This is a genomic window from Salmonella sp. FC25216, assembly GCF_057751355.1.
Genome location: NZ_JBDGON010000006.1, coordinates 142,466 through 161,479, shown reverse-complemented (window position 1 = coordinate 161,479; position 19,014 = coordinate 142,466). Strand labels below are relative to the sequence as shown.

The window sequence follows — 19,014 nt, the reverse complement described above, 5'->3', positions numbered from 1 at the left end:
CGTCACCATCCGGCGTTTATTGCGCCGCCGTATACAGCTCGATAATGTCGGCCTGGGTAGCGGTTCGCGGGTTGCTGCGCAGACAAATATCCTCCAGCGCGGCTTGCGCCCAGGCGCTGTAGTGTTCGGGTTTAGCGCCAGCGTCAGCCAGCCGTTTGCTCTGCCCCACTTCGGTAATCAGCTCGCTCACCGCCGCAATCGCATCGCGATCGTCCGATTTCTTATGGGTTAACGCCCGACCGATTTGACTGAAGCGTTCGCGGCATACCATCCGGTTAAAGCCCATGACCGTTGGCAGCAGCATGGCGTTAGCCTGGCCGTGCGGAATATGCAGTGCCGCCCCTGGCTGGTGCGCCATCGCATGACACAACCCCAGACCGGCGCTGGAAAAGGCCATTCCCGCCATACAGGAGGCCAGCAACATATTTTCACGCGCCGCCAGATCGTGGCCGTAACCCACGGCTTTCGGCAGCGATTTGCCAATCATCGCTATCGCGCCAATCGCCAGGCTGTCGGTAAACGGCGTGGCGTTGAGCGCGCTGTAGGCCTCAATCGCATGAGTCAACGCATCAATACCGGTCATCGCCGTCACGTTTGGCGGAACGCCTTCGGTCACGGCAGCATCAAGAATCGCCACATCCGGCATTAGCGACGCGTGTGCCAGTACCTGCTTGCGCCCGCTGACCGCATCGATAATCACCGTCACGTTGGTGGTTTCTGAACCGGTTCCGGCGGTGGTCGGCACCGCAATCAGCGGCAGACGCGGGCGTAATGTACTGCGCTCGGTCATTACGCTCAGCGTCTGGTCAGGGTTCGTCACCAGCAGGGCGACCGCTTTCGCCGCGTCCAGCACCGAACCGCCGCCAAAAGCCACTACGCCGTCGCACGCCGCCTCACGCAGTTGCGCCACCGCCGCGCAGACATCGGTAATGCACGGTTCACCAGGCGGACACGGCCAGACCGTCATCGCGACGCCCTTCATCGCCAGGCTGCGCGCCAGCGGCGCGGTCATTCCCGCCTGATGCAGAAAACTATCAACCATCACAAACAGATGGCTTAAACCCCGCGATTGCGCCTCCTGTCCACAGGCACTGAGCGCCCCAAGTCCGCACAGCGTGACCGGCGGTACGCTGAACGTTTTCACGCGTTGCAGATTCAGGGTGTCGAATGCCTGAAACAGCGCTGTCTGCAGTTCAGCTTGCATAGAGTCCCTCCGCTTTCGCTCTCCCGCTATTGGCTATCGCCAGCGGGGTCATAAACAGGCTGTGCTGCGGTAAATGCACCTGCAACTCCGGGAAACGCTGGCGAAATAACGCCTCCACGCCCGGCTGCATACAGGAACCGCCCGCCAGCCATAAATCTGTCACTCCCTGCCCGGCAATATGCCGAGCGACGATCTCCGCCATCTTTTCGTACACCGGCTTCACTACCGGCCAAATCTCCTGCGCGTTGCTGCGCTTGTACTGTTCCGCCTCTTCCAGGGGAATACGGCGGTTGCCCGCCAGCGTCAGGGAGATATGATGCCCGCCAGTGGCTTCATCGGCGGAGTAAGTCACCTTGCCCTGCTTGACGATGGCAATGCCGGTAGTACCGCCGCCAATATCCACCACCCCCGCGTTATCCAGTTGCAGCAGATCCGCCACCGCCGTCGGTTCATCCAGTACGTGGCTGACCTCTAACCCGGCAGACTCCAGCACGTTGATCGAAATACGCGGGTCAGTGCCCGGCGGGAACGAGGTCGCCGCATGCGTAAAGCGACAGCCGAGCTGCTGTTCGAGCGTGTCGAGATGGCGGCGCACAATGGTTACCGCGCCGAAGAAATCCCAGACGATGCCGTCACGCACGACGTCTGCCCAGTCAAGGCACACCGCCACCGGCTGCGCGTCAGAGTCAACCACTATCGACACCACGTCACAGGTACCCAAATCCACACCCAGCCACAGCGGTGTGTCGCTGGCAGCGGGCGTCTGATGACACAGGGCCGCCGCTTTTTGCAGTCTTGTGGTGAGCCAGAGTTGTTCGTCGTGCGCCATGAGTCATCCCTTATACAATGCGAAACGCATCCACTAGTACGCAGCGACGCAGGCGCACAAAGGTACGCGCGCTGGTCACGCCTTCACCAGTTGGCGTGGTGATGGTCATAGTGGTCCAGCCTTCGCCACCCAGCCCAAGCCCGGCAATGCACGGCCCGTTTTTGACGAAAATACTGGTGTCGATGGCGTTCGCCATCAGGTTCATGTTGTCAATGTTGCGCGAGTGCATCGCCGCCGTATGATGGCAGCCGCCTTCCAATTGAACCGCCAGAGCGATGGCGTCTTCGACGTTGGCGACCCGCACCACCGGCAATACCGGCATCATCATTTCAGTGACGGCAAACGGATGGCTGGCCGGGGTTTCAACGAACAACAGGCGCGTTTGCTGCGGCACGTTCAGGCCGATGGCGGCTGCGATCTTGCCCGCGTCACGACCGACCCAGTCACGGCTGACGGTACCTTTACCGCGTTCATCGATATTCTTCAGCAGCACCGGCTGGAGCTGTTCGGCCTGAGCGGCAGTCAGTTTCACCGCGTGCTGACCTTCCATCAGACGCATCAGTTCGTCGGCGACGCTATCCACCACAATCAGCACTTTTTCGTCGGCACAGATGATGTTGTTATCAAACGACGCGCCTTTGACGATGGATTGTGCGGCGCGCGGCAGGTCGGCGGTCTCATCCACCACCACCGGGGGATTACCGGCACCGGCGGCGATCAGGCGTTTATTAGTATGTTTGCGCGCCGCGTCCACCACCGCTTCGCCGCCAGTCACCACCAGCAGGCCAATACCGGGATATTTGAACAACCGCTGGGCGGTTTCGATATCCGGGTTCGCCACGGTGACCAGCAAATTTTCCGGGCCACCGGCGGCGACCACCGCCTGATTGAGGAGGGTGATTGCCCGCTGAGAGACCTTTTTCGCCGCCGGATGCGGGGCAAACACGACGCTGTTGCCTGCGGCAATCAGGCTGATGGCGTTATTAATCACCGTCGCCGCCGGATTGGTGGACGGCGTGACCGAGGCCACCACGCCCCACGGCGCATTTTCAATCAGCGTCAGCCCGTTATCGCCGGTCAGCACCTGCGGAGATAAACACTCGACGCCCGGCGTGCCGCGCGCCTGAGCGACGTTTTTGGCAAATTTATCGTCAACGCGTCCCATGCCGGTTTCGCTGACGGCAAGTTCCGCTAATTCTCGGGCATGTTTTTCGCCCGCCTCGCGAATGGCATGAATAGCAAGCTGACGCATCGCCACGCTTTTCAGCCCCTGCTGGGCCAGTTTTGCTGCCGCCACTGCGTCATCCAGGGAGGCAAAAACGCCCATCTCATGAACGGTGCCGGTGGGCTTGCTGCTATCCTGCATTTTCAGCAGCACCGCTTTCACCACCTGTTCAATATCCTGTTGATTCATGATGTTCAGTCCTATTTATGGAAAACCACTTTCCCGCCAGCCACCACTTCATCGACGATGCCAATGACGCACAGATCGACCGGTGATAATTCGCTGCAATGCGCCTGGCGTGCGGAACTGCCGCTGACCAGCAGTACCCACTCTCCGGTTCCCGCCCCGATACTGTCGATAGCGACGGCACACTGCCCGTCGGGGTTGCCCTGGGCATCGATCATTTCCACCATCAACAATTTGTCATGCGCCAGTCCCTGATGGCGGACGGTACATACGATTTGTCCTGTGACGACTGCCAGTTTCATATCCGCCTCCATGGATGGCCCGTTGGGTCGTAGGCCTTGAATCTGCGCACCATCAGGAATGGCGCGCATTAATGCCGGATGGCGACGCTACGCGTCTTATCCGGCCTACCATCAAATGTTGCTGTCGCCTTTGAAGCTGATCGGGAACACTTCTTCCAAATCGCCGTGCGGGCGTGGAATAACGTGTACGGAGACCAGCTCGCCAATGCGCTGCGCCGCAGCGGCGCCAGCATCGGTTGCGGCTTTACACGCCGCCACATCGCCACGCACCATCGCCGTAACCAGGCCACCGCCAATCTGCTTCACGCCGACCAGCTTCACGCGTGCGGCTTTTACCATCGCATCTGAGGCCTCAATCAGCGCAACCAGGCCCCGGGTTTCAATCATTCCTAATGCTTCCATCGTGTTTTCCTCTCATTAAGGGGGTCCAGAACGGGACCGTTCATTCAACCAGTGTGTGTAAGCTGCGTTCGCGGCTCACGTCAGCCTGGCGCGGCACGGCTGCCACCAACGCCAGTTCGATAATTTCCTGCACGCTACAGCCTCGGGAGAGGTCGTGAAGCGGCGCGGCAAGCCCCTGAATTAGCGGCCCAACAGCGCGATAGCCTCCCAGACGCTGAGCGATTTTGTAGCCAATATTGCCCGCCTCCAGCGACGGGAAAATCATCACGTTGGCGCGGCCTTGCAGCGGGCTTTCAGGCGCTTTTTGCGCGGCGACCTCCGGTACGAAAGCGGCGTCAAACTGCAATTCACCGTCCACAAGCAGTTGCGGCGCGCGTTCGCGAACGATCTCTGTCGCCTGTTGCACGTTGGCAACATTGGGGTGACGGGCGCTGCCGTTGCTTGAAAATGACAGCATCGCCACGCGCGGTTCTTCGCCGGTAATGGCTCGCCAGGTGTCGGCGCTGGCGATGGCGATATCCGCCAGTTGCGCCGCCGTCGGCTGCGGCACCACGCTGCAATCGGCGAACCCTAATGCCGGACCGGCGTACTGCGGCAGCATCAGGAAAAGAGACGACAATGTTTTGCAACCGGGTTGCAGGCCAATCACCCGCAGCCCTGCGCGCAGCACATTCGCCGTTGACGACAGGTTGCCTGCGATACACACATCAGCCTCACCGGCGCTCACCATGGCGGCAGCGAACATCAGCGGGTCGCTAAGCTTTTCCACTGCGTCCGGCGGCGTTTTTTCTCCGGCGCGGGCAAGCCAGCGTTGCGCAAAACGCTGGCGCATACTCAGATTGCTATGTGGGTCGATGACCTGAATGCCATCCATCGCCATACGGTGACTGAGGGCAAACTGACGCAGCGCAAACGGACTGGCGACCAGAACAGGGCGTGCCAGACCGTGCTGTTGCAGGTAATGCGCCGCTTTCAGCACGCGTTCATCCAGCGCATCGGGAAAGACAACTCTGGCGGGGGCGCGTACCGCCAGTTCGCGGGCGCGTTCAATGATCATGGCTTCTCTCCCAGCCGTTGTTGAATTTGGGCGACCGTCAGCGGATGTTTCGCCACGCTCAAAATCATCATCACGTAAACCGTGCTGGAGAGACGGTTCAGCGCCTGCAAAATGTCCGGACGCAAGACCTCAAAACTACGGGTAATAAACACCTGTGCGGCGAGGGTTTCCGTTTCGCGTACTTTGGTTCGCAGCAGATTAAGCAGCGCCACATCGCGACCGTGGCTGGCCTCCGGCACCAGATGATCGTGATCGAGGTAGCGCAGCGGTTGATGGGACAACCGATGCAGTTCATCCGAGTTCAAGCCGACAATCGCCTGCTCAGCCAGCGGCTCATCTATAGCGTCGGCGCGCATAATGTTGCCCAGCCGCGAGCGGATATCGAAAAGCCACGGCTGCCACGGTTCCGTCAGCTCGATTTGCAGCCACACGGTCAGCGCGATGGCGCTATCGAGCGCGGCGCGAAAACCGAGGCGCGGATCGCTTTTGGCGACCATTTTTTCCGCCGTCAGATGGGTTAGCGTATCGGACTTTTTCACCACCGGCTGGCGGCACAGTTCACAGCAGGCCTGTGGGTGCGTATCGCTACTGGTTAAGCCATGTACCGGCTGCGGCTGCTGTTCGTCATCATCGACAAACAGCCTGCCTTGCTGATCCAGAAACTTAATGCGCAGGTGTCGGCTTTCCAGCAGTTCCCGGGCCGAGGGCGTCAGGCGTGCATCAGCGGGCAAATGGATCTCCGATCCTTCGCTGAGCGTATGGTTCGCTCTGAGCCACGTTTCGGTGATGAAATCGTTCATACGGATTGCCAGTTCGCAGGCCAGGCGACGTACAGAAAGCGCACGGTCGTCGGCGTGCCAAATTCAATGCTGGAGCCTTTGGGGATGAACATCACATCTCCGGCTTTGGCAATCATAGTTTCGCCTTCATGGCGCACATGTAGTTCGCCCTCCAGCACCATATCGATTTCGTCGTAGTTCAGCGTCCACGGAAAAAAGGCGTTGTCCCACTGCATAAACCCGGCGGCCATACTGCTGCCGTCCTGCTCTGTAACCAGATCGGTTAAGCCGACGCAGTGCGGCTCGGCGCCGTCGAAGCGGCCAAATTTCACGCTACCGCCGTCGATAACTTTCACGCCGCCTTTGCCGATAACTGATGTAAAGCTCGGTTGCATCGTCCCCAGTTCCAGCGACTGCTTTTCCTTCAGCACTTTTTCCATCAACTGCGCCACCAGGCTTTCAGTAAACTGCCCTTCCGGGAGCTGCGCGATGATGGTTTCCCGAATGCGCTGGCTTTCGCTTTTACACGCTCCTGTCGACGTGGATACCGGGACGGATTCGTCGCATTCGGTAATCGTGAAGCCCAGTAATTCCGCCACTTCGCGAGCCTCCGGGGTAATAATGCTGGCGCGCAGCACTACCGACATCGCCTGTTCGCCGCGGGCGTGGGCTGCACGAATATCGTTAGCTGTGATAAGTTTTTTCACCTGCCTCTTCCTCCTGTTCACTGAGAGCCGCCAGATAATCCACCAACTGCCGCACGCTTTGCGGGTCGTGGCCGTTGAGCTCGAAAATCGGCTCCCGGAATCCCATCTCGCAAAGCAACTGCCGCGCAGCGGCGACGTCGGCATCCGGCATGTCCGTTTTGCTGATGACGGCGATATGTCGTTTACGGGTTCCAACATCCAATAACCCGGCAGGTAAGCGACTTTCTTTATCGTTTGCCGCGTGGACATAAATCAGCGTGTCTACATCCTGCAACGTGGTGATTAAGGCGTGATACCAACGAGGATGGCTAAAATATTCACCCGGCGTATCGATATCGCCATGATCATTAAATTCCACGGCCTGCGTTTTTCTGGCGAGGCAATAATTTCCCCGTAACGCGTTAAAAAGTGTTGTTTTTCCGGCACCGACCACGCCGACAAAAGCAATACGTTTCATTACCGCCACCAATTAGCTTTTCGTTAACTCACACAGAGTAAAGTTTAATAATCGCCCCAGCCCGCTGACCGTCTGTAATAGCGCTTCTTCTACTGCGCCGACGGTGCCATAAATCACCAGCGCACCGCTAAATCTGTCGAGAAAACCGATGTGTACATCAGCAGCCTTCATCGCTAAATCACCCGCGATCATGGCCGTTTCCCCTGGCGTTAAGGTCATAATGCCAATCGCACCAGATTCGGGAACGCCGATCTTTTTCGCCAGTTCATCACCGGGGTGCGCAATGAGATGCGCCAGCGTAACCTGTTTGCCCGGCACAAATTCCTGAATAATGCGTTCTTTATTCATTGCTCACCGTCTCCACTGAATCTGCCGTTATCGTGGCAATTTTTTGTCGGAGTAAATAACAAAATTCGGCAAGGTGATGTAAAAGGTGAGGTAGATCACTAAGAAAAAGAAAATAAAAATTACTTCTATCGAAGGTGTTAACAATAAATATCGTGGCACATCACATTTTCAGGCGTAATTCTGAATTTAAGCCTTTTCCGCAATAAATGTCTCACCGGATATTCTTTGTATTACTACCATCGATAAAAATAATTCGTATCACTCGATTTCCGCATAGTACAGATTCAATGAAAAAATAAGGGTAAGCGCAATATGTTCCAGAATATCCCCACCCGAGCCTTTCATGCTATGGCGAAGCCCAGCGGTTCAGACTGTAATCTCAACTGCGCCTACTGCTTTTATCTTGAAAAGCACGCTCTGTATAACCATACGCCGCAACCAAGAATGACTGACGCCATGCTGGAGCGCTATGTACGTGATTACATCGTATCTGTCGCGCCGGAAGCGGAAGTCGCCTTTATCTGGCAAGGCGGCGAGCCTACACTGTTGGGGCTGGAGTTTTATCGTCGCGCCGTCGCGTTGCAGGCCAAATACGGCGCAGGGCGGCAGATCTCCAATAGTTTTCAAACCAATGGCGTCCTGCTGGACGATGCGTGGTGCGAGTTCTTTGTTCGCCACCATTTCCTGATCGGCCTGTCGCTCGATGGTCCTGAAGAGATTCATAATGAATACCGGTTGACGAAAGGCGGACGTCCAACGCATAAACTGGTCATGCGGGCGTTGGCCCTGCTCCAGCAACATGGCGTAGAGTACAACGTACTGGCCTGCGTTAACCGACGCAGCGCTCGCTCGGCGGAAAAAATTTATGATTTTCTCGTCGCCAGCGGCGTGGAGTTTATTCAGTTTATCCCCGTCGTCGAGCGTCTGGCTGATGAATCTGCACAGCAATCGGGGCTGACGCTACACGCGCCGGGCGACGCCTGCGGTACATTAACCGACTGGTCTGTTATTCCCGAAGACTATGGTCGGTTTCTGTGCGCCGTTTTTGACAGGTGGATCACGCGCGATGTCGGTAAGGTGTTCGTCATGAATATCGAATGGGCATTCGCGAATTTCGTCGGCGCGCCGGGAACGGTCTGCCACCATCAACCGACCTGCGGGCGTTCGGTGGTGGTCGAGCATAATGGCGATGTCTATGCCTGCGATCATTACGTTTATCCACAGTTCCATTTAGGCAATCTTAACGAACAAACGTTCGCTGCTATGTTGGATTCCCCACAGCAGAAGGCGTTTGGCAAAGATAAATATGCAACGCTACCCGAGCAATGTCGGCAATGCCCGGTACTATGCGCTTGCTGGGGTGGTTGCTCTAAACACCGTTTTGCATTAACAAAAGAGGGTAAGCCCGGACTCAATTATTTATGCGCAGGGTTTCGCGCCTATTTCCAGCATTTACCTCCCTATCTGAAAGCAATGGCTGATTTGATGGCAATGGGACGTCCGGCCAGCGATATTATGCATGCTCATTTACATTACGCCAGAAGCGATAAGTAAAATTAACCTGCCTCGTAAAGGCGGGTTATTCATATATCGCGTATTACAATTTAATGTGTACTTTCGGCGGATGTTTTTTCAGAATTTCCATGTAATTATGGACTTTAGCCTGTAAAGGGACGCCCATAGGGATATGTCTTACGCCTACGCTATCGTCTTCCTGAGGATTAGGATAAAGGTTAAAGACTGTCGTACCTGCTGTTTTTGTAATGGCGCCAGTGAATCCGTCTGATAACCGGTTTGCGTGAAAGCGAAAGGCTGCTGGATAAGCAAATGATATTGTTGTAAACAGTCGGCTTTCATTAACGATACCCGCCTCGAATGAATAAATGTAAAATCATATTATAAGCATCATTAAAATAAATATAACATTGTTATTGATTAGCTCATGAATATAACTCAAGACCTATTTATGCCAAACCTTTTTATTAATATCATTTTATTAACTTTAATAAGGCAAATATCATTATAATAAATTATATAAATGATTATTATCGCTACGGCGCATAAAAAAGCGCAGGAGAACCTGCGCCAGAAGAGAGTAATGCGTTATTAAAGCGGCGTGGTTTGCGCTTCAACCACCGCTAACGCCACCATATTCACGATACGGCGTACAGAGGCGATCGGCGTTAATACATGTACTGGTTTAGACACGCCCATCAGTACCGGGCCGACCGTGACGCCTTCGGAACTGGAGACACGTAGTAAGTTGTAACTAATGCGGGCGGCTTCCATATTCGGCATCACCAGAATATTGGCGGACCCCTTCAGCGGGCTATCCGGCATCCGGTCATTACGAATACTTTCTACCAACGCCGCATCGCCGTGCATCTCACCGTCAATCATCAGATCAGGCGCTCGTTCGCGCACCCGCTCAAGGGTTTCGCGCATTTTGCTGGCGGACAGCGAATTTGAGGAACCAAAGTTAGAGTGCGACAGCAGCGCAACTTTAGGCTCAATACCAAAGCGGCGAACGGTTTCCGCCGCCATCACGGTGATCTCCGCCAACTGTTCCGGCGTGGGATCTTCGTTAACATAAGTATCGGCAATAAAAGTGTTGCCGCTTGGCAGCAGTAAGGCGTTCATCGCCCCTGCCGTATGCACGCCGTCACGGTAGCCAAAGACTGCTTTCACCACGCTGAAATGCTCATGATAGTCGCCGATGGTGCCGCAGATCATCGCATCCGCTTCCCCACGCTGCACCATGATCGCGCCAATGGCCGTATGGTTGCCGATCATCGCACGCTGCGCCTGTTCCTGAGTTACCCCACGACGCTTCATGATCTGGTAATACTCGCTCCAGTACTCTTTGAAGCGCGGATCGGATTCATTATTCACGATCTCGAAATCAACGCCCGCTTTGATCTGCAACCCCAGCTTCTGGATACGCATTTCGATCACGCTCGGGCGCCCGATCAGGATAGGCTTCGCCAGCCCCAGGGTTATCAACTCCTGGGTCGCGTGCAGCACGCGCGCCTCTTCCCCTTCCGGCAGAACTACGCGCTTCGGATCTTTACGTGCCTGCGAGAAGATCGGCTTCATGAACAGGTTGGTTTTGTAGACAAACTCGGTCAGCTTATCAATATAGGCATCAAAGTCAGCAATCGGGCGCGTCGCCACGCCGGAATCCATTGCCGCTTTCGCGACCGCTGGAGCGATTTTGACAATCAGACGCGGGTCGAACGGTTTCGGAATAATGTATTCCGGGCCAAAGCTCAGATCCTGATCGCCATAGGCCGAGGCCACCACTTCGCTCTGTTCGGCATGTGCCAGCTCGGCAATCGCATGTACCGCCGCCAGTTTCATCTCTTCGTTGATCGCCGTCGCGCCGACGTCCAGAGCGCCGCGGAAGATAAACGGGAAACACAATACGTTGTTAACCTGATTAGGATAGTCGGAACGACCGGTACAGATAATGGCGTCCGGACGCACTTCTTTCGCCAGCGGCGGCAGAATTTCCGGCTCCGGGTTGGCCAGCGCCAGAATCATTGGCGCGCGGGCCATTTTCTTCACCATCTCCTGAGTCAGCACTTTCGGGCCTGAACAGCCGAGGAAAATATCCGCGCCGTCAATGACATCATCCAGCGTGCGCTTGCCGCTGTCGTCTACCGCATAGGCCGCTTTGGTCTCCGCCATATTCGGCTCACGGCCTTTGTAAATAACGCCTTTAGAGTCGCAAACCACGATGTTGTGCTTTTGCATCCCCAACGCGACCAGTAGGTTCATACAAGCGATTGCCGCCGCTCCTGCGCCGGAGACGACCATCCGCACGTCGGAAATATTTTTCTCTACTACTCGCAGGCCATTAAGAATCGCGGCAGTACTGATGATCGCCGTTCCGTGCTGGTCGTCATGGAAGACCGGGATGTTCATTCGCTCGCGCAGTTTCTGCTCAATATAGAAACATTCCGGCGCTTTAATATCTTCGAGGTTAATGCCGCCAAAGGTCGGCTCCAGCGCCGCGACCACATTGATAAATTTATCCGGGTCAAGCTCATCGACTTCTATGTCAAACACATCGATGCCGGCGAATTTTTTAAACAGAACGCCTTTGCCTTCCATGACCGGCTTACCGGCCAGTGCGCCGATATTGCCTAACCCCAGCACCGCTGTACCGTTGGAAATGACCGCGACAAGGTTGCCGCGCGCGGTGTATTTATAGGCTGCCAGCGGATCTTTTTCAATTTCCAGGCAGGGCGCCGCCACGCCTGGAGAGTAAGCTAACGCCAGATCGCGCTGGGTGGCGAGGGGCTTAGTCGGAGAAACCTGAATTTTACCTGGGACCGGAAATTCGTGGAAATCAAGGGCGCTTTGTTTTAACTGCTCATCCATCTTGTTGTTCCTTTCACGTATCGTTCAAAAAGTGACGCGGCCTGGTGCGCCGCACATTATCACCGTACTGCGCAACACAAACTTTGAAGGTCTGCAAACTATCACGACGCGGCGCAAGAGTTTGTTATCAACTTATAACAGCCATGTTACCTGCTTATGCCAGCAATACCATGCCTGTCTGCTATGCTTTTTGGTTATGTAGTGTATGAATTTTTCAGAAGTGTGAATCAACACACTCATCTAACACTTTACTTTTCAAGGAGTATTTCCTATGAACCAGCTAGACGGCATCAAACAATTCACTACCGTCGTCGCCGACAGCGGCGACATCGAGTCTATCCGCCACTACCAGCCGCAGGATGCCACGACAAATCCCTCTTTACTGTTAAAAGCCGCCGGGCTTGAGCAGTATGGTCATTTGATTGAGGATGCGATTGCCTGGGGGAAAAAACACGGCGGTACGCAGGAACAGCAGGTTGCGGCAGCCAGCGATAAACTGGCGGTCAATTTTGGCGCGGAAATACTGAAAAGTATTCCCGGTCGCGTCTCCACTGAAGTCGACGCGCGGTTATCGTTCGATAAAGAAAAAAGTATCGAGAAAGCGCGCCATCTGGTGGAGCTCTATCAGCAGCAGGACATTGATAAATCGCGCATTCTGATCAAACTCGCCGCGACCTGGGAAGGTATCCGCGCCGCCGAGCAGCTCGAAAAAGAGGGCATTAATTGCAACCTGACGTTGCTGTTCTCTTTTGCCCAGGCGCGCGCCTGCGCCGAAGCGGGCGTCTATTTGATCTCTCCGTTCGTGGGCCGAATTTACGACTGGTATCAGGCGCGTAGTCCGCTGGAGCCGTATGTCGTAGAGGAAGATCCCGGCGTGAAATCGGTACGCAATATCTACGATTACTTTAAACAGCATCGCTATGAAACTATCGTGATGGGCGCAAGTTTCCGCCGTACTGAGCAAATCCTCGCGCTAACCGGCTGCGATCGACTGACTATCTCCCCTAACCTGCTTAAAGAGTTGAAAGAAAAAGAAGAACCGGTGATCCGTAAACTGGTGCCTTCCTCGCAGATGTTCCACCGTCCTACACCAATGACGGAAGCAGAGTTCCGCTGGGAACATAATCAGGACGCGATGGCCGTAGAGAAGCTGTCGGAAGGTATCCGCCTTTTTGCCGTTGACCAGCGCAAACTGGAAGACCTGCTTGCCGCCAAACTATAAACCTTGCCACGGAGTGATTTATGTCCCGTAAAGACCTTGCCAATGCGATTCGTGCGCTGAGCATGGATGCCGTTCAAAAAGCCAATTCCGGGCACCCCGGCGCGCCGATGGGGATGGCGGATATCGCTGAAGTGCTATGGAACGATTTTCTTAAACATAACCCAACCGATCCGACCTGGTATGACCGTGACCGTTTTATTCTTTCCAACGGTCACGCCTCCATGCTGCTCTATAGTCTGCTGCATTTAACCGGTTATGACCTGCCGCTGGAGGAGCTGAAAAACTTCCGTCAACTGCATTCTAAAACGCCAGGCCACCCGGAGATTGGCTATACACCCGGCGTTGAAACCACCACCGGACCGCTGGGCCAGGGGCTGGCGAATGCCGTCGGGCTGGCGATTGCCGAGCGCACGTTAGGCGCACAGTTCAACCGCCCGGACCATGAGATTGTCGATCACTACACTTATGTCTTTATGGGCGATGGCTGTCTGATGGAGGGGATCTCACATGAGGTGTGTTCGCTGGCAGGTACGCTGGGACTGGGCAAACTGATCGGCTTCTACGATCACAACGGCATCTCCATTGATGGCGAAACCGAAGGCTGGTTTACCGACGATACCGCCAAACGCTTTGAAGCCTACCACTGGCATGTCGTGCATGACATTGACGGGCACGATCCGGAAGCGGTGAAAAAAGCCATTCTGCAAGCCCAGAGCGTAAAAGATAAACCTTCGCTAATTATCTGTCGGACGGTGATAGGCTTTGGTTCGCCGAATAAAGCGGGTAAGGAGGAGTCACATGGTGCGGCGCTGGGCGAAGAAGAGGTGGCGCTGACCCGCCAGAAGCTGGGGTGGCATCATCCGGCGTTCGAGATCCCAAAAGAGATTTATCGCGCATGGGATGGTCGCGAAAAAGGTGAGAAAGCGCAGCAGCGGTGGAAAGAAAAGTTTGCAGCTTATGAGAAAGCCTGGCCTGAGCTGGCAGCGGAGTTTACCCGCAGGATGAGCGGCGGACTGCCGGAGGCATGGGAATCCGCCACGCAAAAATTCATTAACGACTTGCAGGCTAATCCGGCCAAAATCGCCACCCGTAAAGCATCGCAAAATACGCTCAATGCCTATGGTCCCCTGTTGCCGGAACTGTTGGGCGGATCGGCGGATCTGGCACCGAGCAACCTGACTATCTGGAAAGGTTCGACCTCGTTGAAAGAGGAACCGGCAGGTAATTATATCCACTATGGCGTGCGCGAATTCGGCATGACCGCCATTGCCAACGGCATCGCCCACCACGGCGGCTTCGTACCCTATACCGCCACGTTTCTGATGTTTGTCGAATATGCGCGTAACGCGGCGCGTATGGCGGCCTTAATGAAAGCCCGGCAGATTATGGTCTATACCCACGACTCCATCGGTCTGGGCGAAGATGGCCCGACGCACCAGGCCGTGGAACAACTGGCGAGCCTGCGCTTAACACCAAACTTCAGCACATGGCGTCCCTGCGATCAGGTTGAGGCGGCGGTCGGCTGGAAGCTCGCCATCGAACGTCACCACGGGCCGACGGCGCTGATTCTCTCACGGCAGAATCTGGCGCAGGTAGAACGCACGCCGGAACAGGTGAAAGCGATAGCCCGCGGCGGTTATATTCTGAAAGATAGCGGCGGCAAGCCGGATATCATTCTGATCGCCACCGGTTCGGAAATGGAAATTACCCTCCAGGCGGCGGAAAAATTGACTGGCGAGGGCCATAACGTTCGTGTTGTGTCGTTACCTTCAACGGATATTTTCGATGCGCAGGATGCGGCATATCGCGAGTCGGTGCTACCGTCGCACGTGACCGCCCGCGTCGCGGTGGAAGCCGGTATAGCTGACTACTGGTATAAATATGTTGGCCTAAAAGGCGCAATTATTGGCATGACGGGATACGGCGAATCCGCCCCGGCTGACAAACTGTTTCCGTACTTTGGCTTTACCGTGGAAAATATTGTAGAAAAAGCCCGCCGGGTGCTGAACATAAAAGACTAAGGGTGAGCGTTAGAAACGCAGATTTTGCGCAGTCTGCAGAGCTGTTCTGTAGGCTGTGCAAAATTACTTCGTAGACTCAGGCGCATCAGATTGCCCGATGACGGCCTCATCAATGGATTTATGGCACATCAGGCAAAAGGCCTTTTTTTTATGCTCCTGCAATGTTGAATCCCATGCCTTTGAGCCTCCTTCTTTATTTACTTTTTCTCTTATCGCTGCCAGCCGATCTATTTCATAATAAGCGCTCAGGCAGCCACAATGGGGGCATAATACGGGGCCATTATTTATTTTCATACTATTTCCTGCTGTGGTGAGGCTCTCGGGTAAAGTAACAATCTTACTATAACGTAGCAATCTCTATACCATAAATGAGGCCTAAACAGGTGTATCTCTATTCTGAAAATGGCGATCACGACCAAGATTCAACGCGTGATCCACAGCGTGGGCCAGGCATCCGGTCCGTGCCAGTTATCACAGCTCGGTTCTTCGGCATAACGCACCAGACGAAAACGATCGCCATCATAACGCCAGCGCGTCTGGATACCGCAGTCGGCTAGCCCCCGTCCTTTCGCCAACGTCACCAGCTCGCGCGTTTTCTCGTCAAAGAAGGCGTTCATCAACTCCATGTCATTACTTTCGACGCCGCGATTAAACGGCAGCCGCAAACGTACGGCGCGCGAGACGAGCGTTTTTTTCCGCGAAACTATCCAGGCGAGATCGATAGTGTTATAGGCGCCGGCCTCGCAGTTAACAATCAATAATGCGTTATCATCCGTCAGCGCGCTGACCTGCGCCTCGCGCCGCAGCGGATCGAGCGAACAACGAATGCCGTTTACCCGCCATGCTGCGTAGTCCAGCAGATCGTTGCGTTCTTCCTCACTCAACGGTACGGGCGTTGGATTAATAACGGCGATCCCCTTTAATGCCGGCGCCGGGGGAACGCTGAGCGGCGGTTCGTTTCCTTTTTCAATCCAGGCGGTTTCGCTACCCACGCGTTTTTGCTGTGCGTCAATAAACAGTAACGCCGCTTTTAATCCCGCCAGCGAAAGCGTCTGGACACCGTTTTTTAAGGTGATGGCCTGCGCATCCTGAATAGTCTGTAAAAACGCGGCGATAGTGGCAGGATCGCCCGTCATGAGATGCCAGGGCGACACGCGCCAGTGTGGACTGTTGAACGAAAGCGGTTTGCCATCCAGCAATAAGCGAGGCGCAATAGCGGCTTCTTTAGCGTCGGGCGGCACCAGACCGCCGCGGTCGATACGCAGTACCGCATCGGTACGCGCCCCGGCGCTGCGGCTTAATGTCATCACCAGTCCATGATGTTCGCCGGTATTGCGCGCTACGCAAAAATTTTGGTTATTGCAGGTGACCTGCCAGTCGGAAAAAGTCCGTTGCGCTGGCGCAGCCCACAGTAGCTGGGCCGACAACAGGACAGGCAGACAAAAAAAAATAACGCGGTAGCGCATGAACGGTACAACCCCAGATTCAGAACAACACAGCTAAGGCGGTATCTTCCTTTCGCGCCTCAGGGTTCTCAATCAGATTTATCGGATTGGTCTTTTCTGTGTAAAGAAATATATTTCTTTTTTTTCAGTCCATTAGATTAGACATCTGTAAATAGTTAAGCAATAACACGGCCTTACCGTCCCGAATCTCACCCGAGCGTACCATTTCCAGAGCCCGGGAAAACGGCAGTTCAAGCACCTCAATATCTTCGTCCTCCACGCCGCCGCCGATACTGGCGCGCTCGCTATCATGATATTCGGCAATGAAGAAATGAATCAGCTCCGTAACGCCGCCTGGCGACATATAAAGCTCAAATATCTTGCGTACCTCACCAACGTCATACCCTGTCTCTTCAATGGCCTCTTTACGGATACAGACCTCCGGCTCGTCGTTATCAAGCAAGCCAGCACAGGTTTCAATTAACATACCGTCTTGATTACTATTGACCCATGTCGCCACGCGAAACTGGCGAACCAGAACCACAGTTTTTTTGGTTGAATTGTATAGCAGAATGGTTGCGCCATTCCCGCGATCGTAAACCTCACGCTTGTGACGGATAACCTCGCCATTACGACGGGTCAGGTCATAGGTAATGTTGCGCAGAGTGAAATAATTATCAGAAAGAATTTTATCCTTAATAAGCGTAATGGTTTGCGACATGCTGACTCCAGAGTGTAAAAAGAGCATTAATATTACGCCGTGAAGTCGGTTTTGTCTGCTGAAGGGATAGAACCTCAATGCCGACTGAACGGACGTATAGCCACATTCTTCCTGTCATTGTCCTTTATGAGGATATTCTGCTTCTATAGGCTGCAGAGTCCATGATCGCGATATGATTTGACTGCAGGACTGAAACTGAGGAAATAATCATGAAACTTACTATCGTTGCAGCAGTTTTTCTTACTTTTTCTATTTCAGCTTTTGCCGTTGAGTATCCGGTATTGACCAACACCAGCCCTGAGCAAGTGGGCTTTGATAGCAAAAAACTTAACCGACTTGATGGCTGGATTCAAAATCAAATTGATGCCGGATACCCCAGTATTAATCTTCTGGTAATAAAAGATAATCATATTGTTCTACAAAAAGCCTGGGGCTATGCCAAAAAATATGACGGTTCCACTCTGTTAGCCAATCCCATTCTGGCGACCACTAACACGATGTATGACCTGGCTTCAAACACAAAAATGTATGCCACTAATTTTGCATTACAAAAACTGGTGTATGAAGGGAAAATAAATGTCAATGATTTAGTATCAAAATACATCCCCGGTTTTAAGGATATGCCTGGTGATAAAATTAAAGGGAAAGATAAACTCCGTATCATTGACATTCTTCATCACGTCGCGGGCTTTCCTGCCGACCCACAATATCCCAATAAAAAAGTAGCGGGTAAATTATTCTCACAGAATAAAAGCACTACTCTGGAGATGATTAAAAAGACTCCGCTGGAATATCAACCCGGGTCGAAGCATATCTACAGCGACGTGGATTATATGATACTTGGTTTTATCATTGAATCGGTAACAGCAATGCCATTAGATCGCTACGTCGAAACAACCATTTATAAACCGCTCGGATTAAAACATACCGTCTTTAACCCGCTGATGAAAGGCTTCACGCCGCCGCAAATCGCCGCAACGGAACTACATGGCAACACGCGTGACGGCGTGATTCATTTCCCTAATATTCGCACCAATACTATATGGGGTCAGGTGCATGACGAAAAAGCCTGGTATTCAATGGGCGGCGTATCAGGACACGCCGGACTCTTTTCTAACACCCATGATATGGCCGTGTTAATGCAAGTGATGCTCAATGGGGGCGGCTACGGTAACGTGAAGCTATTCGATAAGAAAACGGTTGAACAGTTTACTCGCCATTCGCCAGAAGACGCTACCTTTGGTCTGGGGTGGCGCGTTAACGGCAACGCCTCAATGACCCCAACGTTCGGGGTGTTAGCCACTCCGCAAACGTATGGGCATACCGGATGGACCGGAACGCTGACGTCTATCGATCCGGTTAACCATATGGCGATTGTGATTTTAGGTAACAGGCCGCACTCGCCAGTAGCAGATCCTAAAGTGAATCCAAACGTTTTTGTCAGTGGGTTATTACCCGCGGCAACGTATGGCTGGATTGTTGACCAGGTGTATGGGGCTTTGAAATAATGGTTAAGGAGGGACTCCAGAGGAGTCCCTTTATTTGATGTTAGACAATGATAAATATGCCAATCAGTATTGGGATACTAATTAGCAATGAAAATGATTCAATTCTAAACCCTAAGGTTAATCGACTTGGCAGGTTCCGTATCAAATTGTAACCTTCTATACTTATACCGTGATGTAAATGTTTATGATATTTAAAATTCAAACTCCTGGTTATA

At 53.8% G+C, this 19,014-nt stretch carries 18 protein-coding genes and 1 pseudogene; 4 read left to right on the top strand and 15 right to left on the bottom strand.

All coding sequences use genetic code 11. The features are described 5' to 3' along the window. Positions 1-16: 16 nt before the first annotated feature. The 10 genes from eutG to eutS all read right to left on the bottom strand — a co-directional run bounded on the left by eutG (position 17) and on the right by eutS (position 7,496). Complete coding sequence (eutG, locus tag AC3G3F_RS13780) at positions 17-1,204, bottom strand: ethanolamine utilization ethanol dehydrogenase EutG (protein WP_488395177.1); 1,188 nt, start codon at positions 1,202-1,204, stop codon at positions 17-19. Beyond that, complete coding sequence (gene eutJ / locus AC3G3F_RS13775; RefSeq protein ID WP_488395175.1) at positions 1,194-2,033, bottom strand: ethanolamine utilization protein EutJ; 840 nt, start codon at positions 2,031-2,033, stop codon at positions 1,194-1,196. Before eutJ ends, eutG begins: the two co-directional genes overlap by 11 nt. Positions 2,034-2,043: 10 nt before the next feature. Then, positions 2,044-3,447, bottom strand: a complete 1,404-nt coding sequence (locus tag AC3G3F_RS13770) for an aldehyde dehydrogenase family protein (protein WP_023248154.1) — start codon at positions 3,445-3,447, stop codon at positions 2,044-2,046. 11 nt (positions 3,448-3,458) lie between these two features. Continuing rightward, positions 3,459-3,746, bottom strand: coding sequence for an ethanolamine utilization microcompartment protein EutN (gene eutN, locus AC3G3F_RS13765; RefSeq protein ID WP_023248155.1), 288 nt, complete (start codon positions 3,744-3,746; stop codon positions 3,459-3,461). Between the two features lie 111 nt (positions 3,747-3,857). Further along, entirely contained in the window at positions 3,858-4,148 is a 291-nt protein-coding gene (gene eutM / locus AC3G3F_RS13760; RefSeq protein WP_000387720.1) for an ethanolamine utilization microcompartment protein EutM, read from the bottom strand. A gap of 40 nt (positions 4,149-4,188) precedes the next feature. Beyond that, complete coding sequence (gene pta / locus AC3G3F_RS13755) at positions 4,189-5,205, bottom strand: phosphate acetyltransferase (protein ID WP_488395168.1); 1,017 nt, start codon at positions 5,203-5,205, stop codon at positions 4,189-4,191. Further along, a complete protein-coding gene (eutT, locus tag AC3G3F_RS13750) occupies positions 5,202-6,005 on the bottom strand; it encodes an ethanolamine utilization cob(I)yrinic acid a,c-diamide adenosyltransferase EutT (RefSeq protein ID WP_023248157.1) in 804 nt (267 codons plus the stop codon). The genes pta and eutT overlap by 4 nt, the downstream gene beginning before the upstream one ends. Further along, complete coding sequence (gene eutQ, locus AC3G3F_RS13745; protein ID WP_079817380.1) at positions 6,002-6,691, bottom strand: ethanolamine utilization acetate kinase EutQ; 690 nt, start codon at positions 6,689-6,691, stop codon at positions 6,002-6,004. Before eutQ ends, eutT begins: the two co-directional genes overlap by 4 nt. After that, on the bottom strand, positions 6,669-7,148 hold the full coding sequence (gene eutP, locus AC3G3F_RS13740; RefSeq protein ID WP_023248159.1) for an ethanolamine utilization acetate kinase EutP: 480 nt from the start codon (positions 7,146-7,148) through the stop codon (positions 6,669-6,671). Before eutP ends, eutQ begins: the two co-directional genes overlap by 23 nt. 12 nt (positions 7,149-7,160) lie before the next feature. Further along, a complete protein-coding gene (gene eutS / locus AC3G3F_RS13735; protein ID WP_001031443.1) occupies positions 7,161-7,496 on the bottom strand; it encodes an ethanolamine utilization microcompartment protein EutS in 336 nt (111 codons plus the stop codon). A gap of 312 nt (positions 7,497-7,808) precedes the next feature. Between eutS and AC3G3F_RS13730 the strand changes: the two genes are divergently transcribed. Next, positions 7,809-9,050, top strand: coding sequence for an anaerobic sulfatase maturase (locus AC3G3F_RS13730; protein ID WP_488395165.1), 1,242 nt, complete (start codon positions 7,809-7,811; stop codon positions 9,048-9,050). 43 nt (positions 9,051-9,093) lie between these two features. Here AC3G3F_RS13730 and AC3G3F_RS13725 read toward each other — a convergent pair. Both AC3G3F_RS13725 and maeB read right to left on the bottom strand, forming a co-directional pair. Next, positions 9,094-9,332 (bottom strand): annotated as a pseudogene (locus AC3G3F_RS13725) (arylsulfatase); the annotation flags it as partial. A gap of 270 nt (positions 9,333-9,602) precedes the next feature. Further along, on the bottom strand, positions 9,603-11,882 hold the full coding sequence (gene maeB / locus AC3G3F_RS13720) for an NADP-dependent oxaloacetate-decarboxylating malate dehydrogenase (RefSeq protein WP_070802028.1): 2,280 nt from the start codon (positions 11,880-11,882) through the stop codon (positions 9,603-9,605). 271 nt (positions 11,883-12,153) lie between these two features. On the opposite strand from maeB, the gene tal reads away from it, so the two are divergent. After that, a complete protein-coding gene (gene tal, locus AC3G3F_RS13715; RefSeq protein ID WP_079817377.1) occupies positions 12,154-13,104 on the top strand; it encodes a transaldolase in 951 nt (316 codons plus the stop codon). Positions 13,105-13,124: 20 nt separating this feature from the next. Further along, the gene (gene tkt / locus AC3G3F_RS13710) at positions 13,125-15,125 is read left to right on the top strand and encodes a transketolase (protein ID WP_053530000.1); all 2,001 of its coding nucleotides are present in this window, start codon (positions 13,125-13,127) and stop codon (positions 15,123-15,125) included. Positions 15,126-15,188: 63 nt separating this feature from the next. Here the strand turns inward: tkt and AC3G3F_RS13705 are convergent, their stop codons facing one another. The 3 genes from AC3G3F_RS13705 to nudK all read right to left on the bottom strand — a co-directional run bounded on the left by AC3G3F_RS13705 (position 15,189) and on the right by nudK (position 17,291). Then, entirely contained in the window at positions 15,189-15,419 is a 231-nt protein-coding gene (locus AC3G3F_RS13705; RefSeq protein WP_023245936.1) for a hypothetical protein, read from the bottom strand. A 128-nt stretch (positions 15,420-15,547) separates the two neighbouring features. Beyond that, entirely contained in the window at positions 15,548-16,591 is a 1,044-nt protein-coding gene (locus AC3G3F_RS13700) for a DUF1176 domain-containing protein (RefSeq protein WP_053529999.1), read from the bottom strand. 124 nt (positions 16,592-16,715) lie between these two features. Then, positions 16,716-17,291: a GDP-mannose pyrophosphatase NudK gene (nudK, locus tag AC3G3F_RS13695; RefSeq protein WP_053507823.1), complete on the bottom strand. Its 576-nt coding sequence runs from the start codon at positions 17,289-17,291 to the stop codon at positions 16,716-16,718. A 209-nt stretch (positions 17,292-17,500) separates the two neighbouring features. Here nudK and pbp4b point away from each other — a divergent pair, with 209 nt between their 5' ends. Then, the gene (gene pbp4b / locus AC3G3F_RS13690) at positions 17,501-18,799 is read left to right on the top strand and encodes a penicillin binding protein PBP4B (protein WP_053529998.1); all 1,299 of its coding nucleotides are present in this window, start codon (positions 17,501-17,503) and stop codon (positions 18,797-18,799) included. Positions 18,800-19,014: the final 215 nt, after the last annotated feature.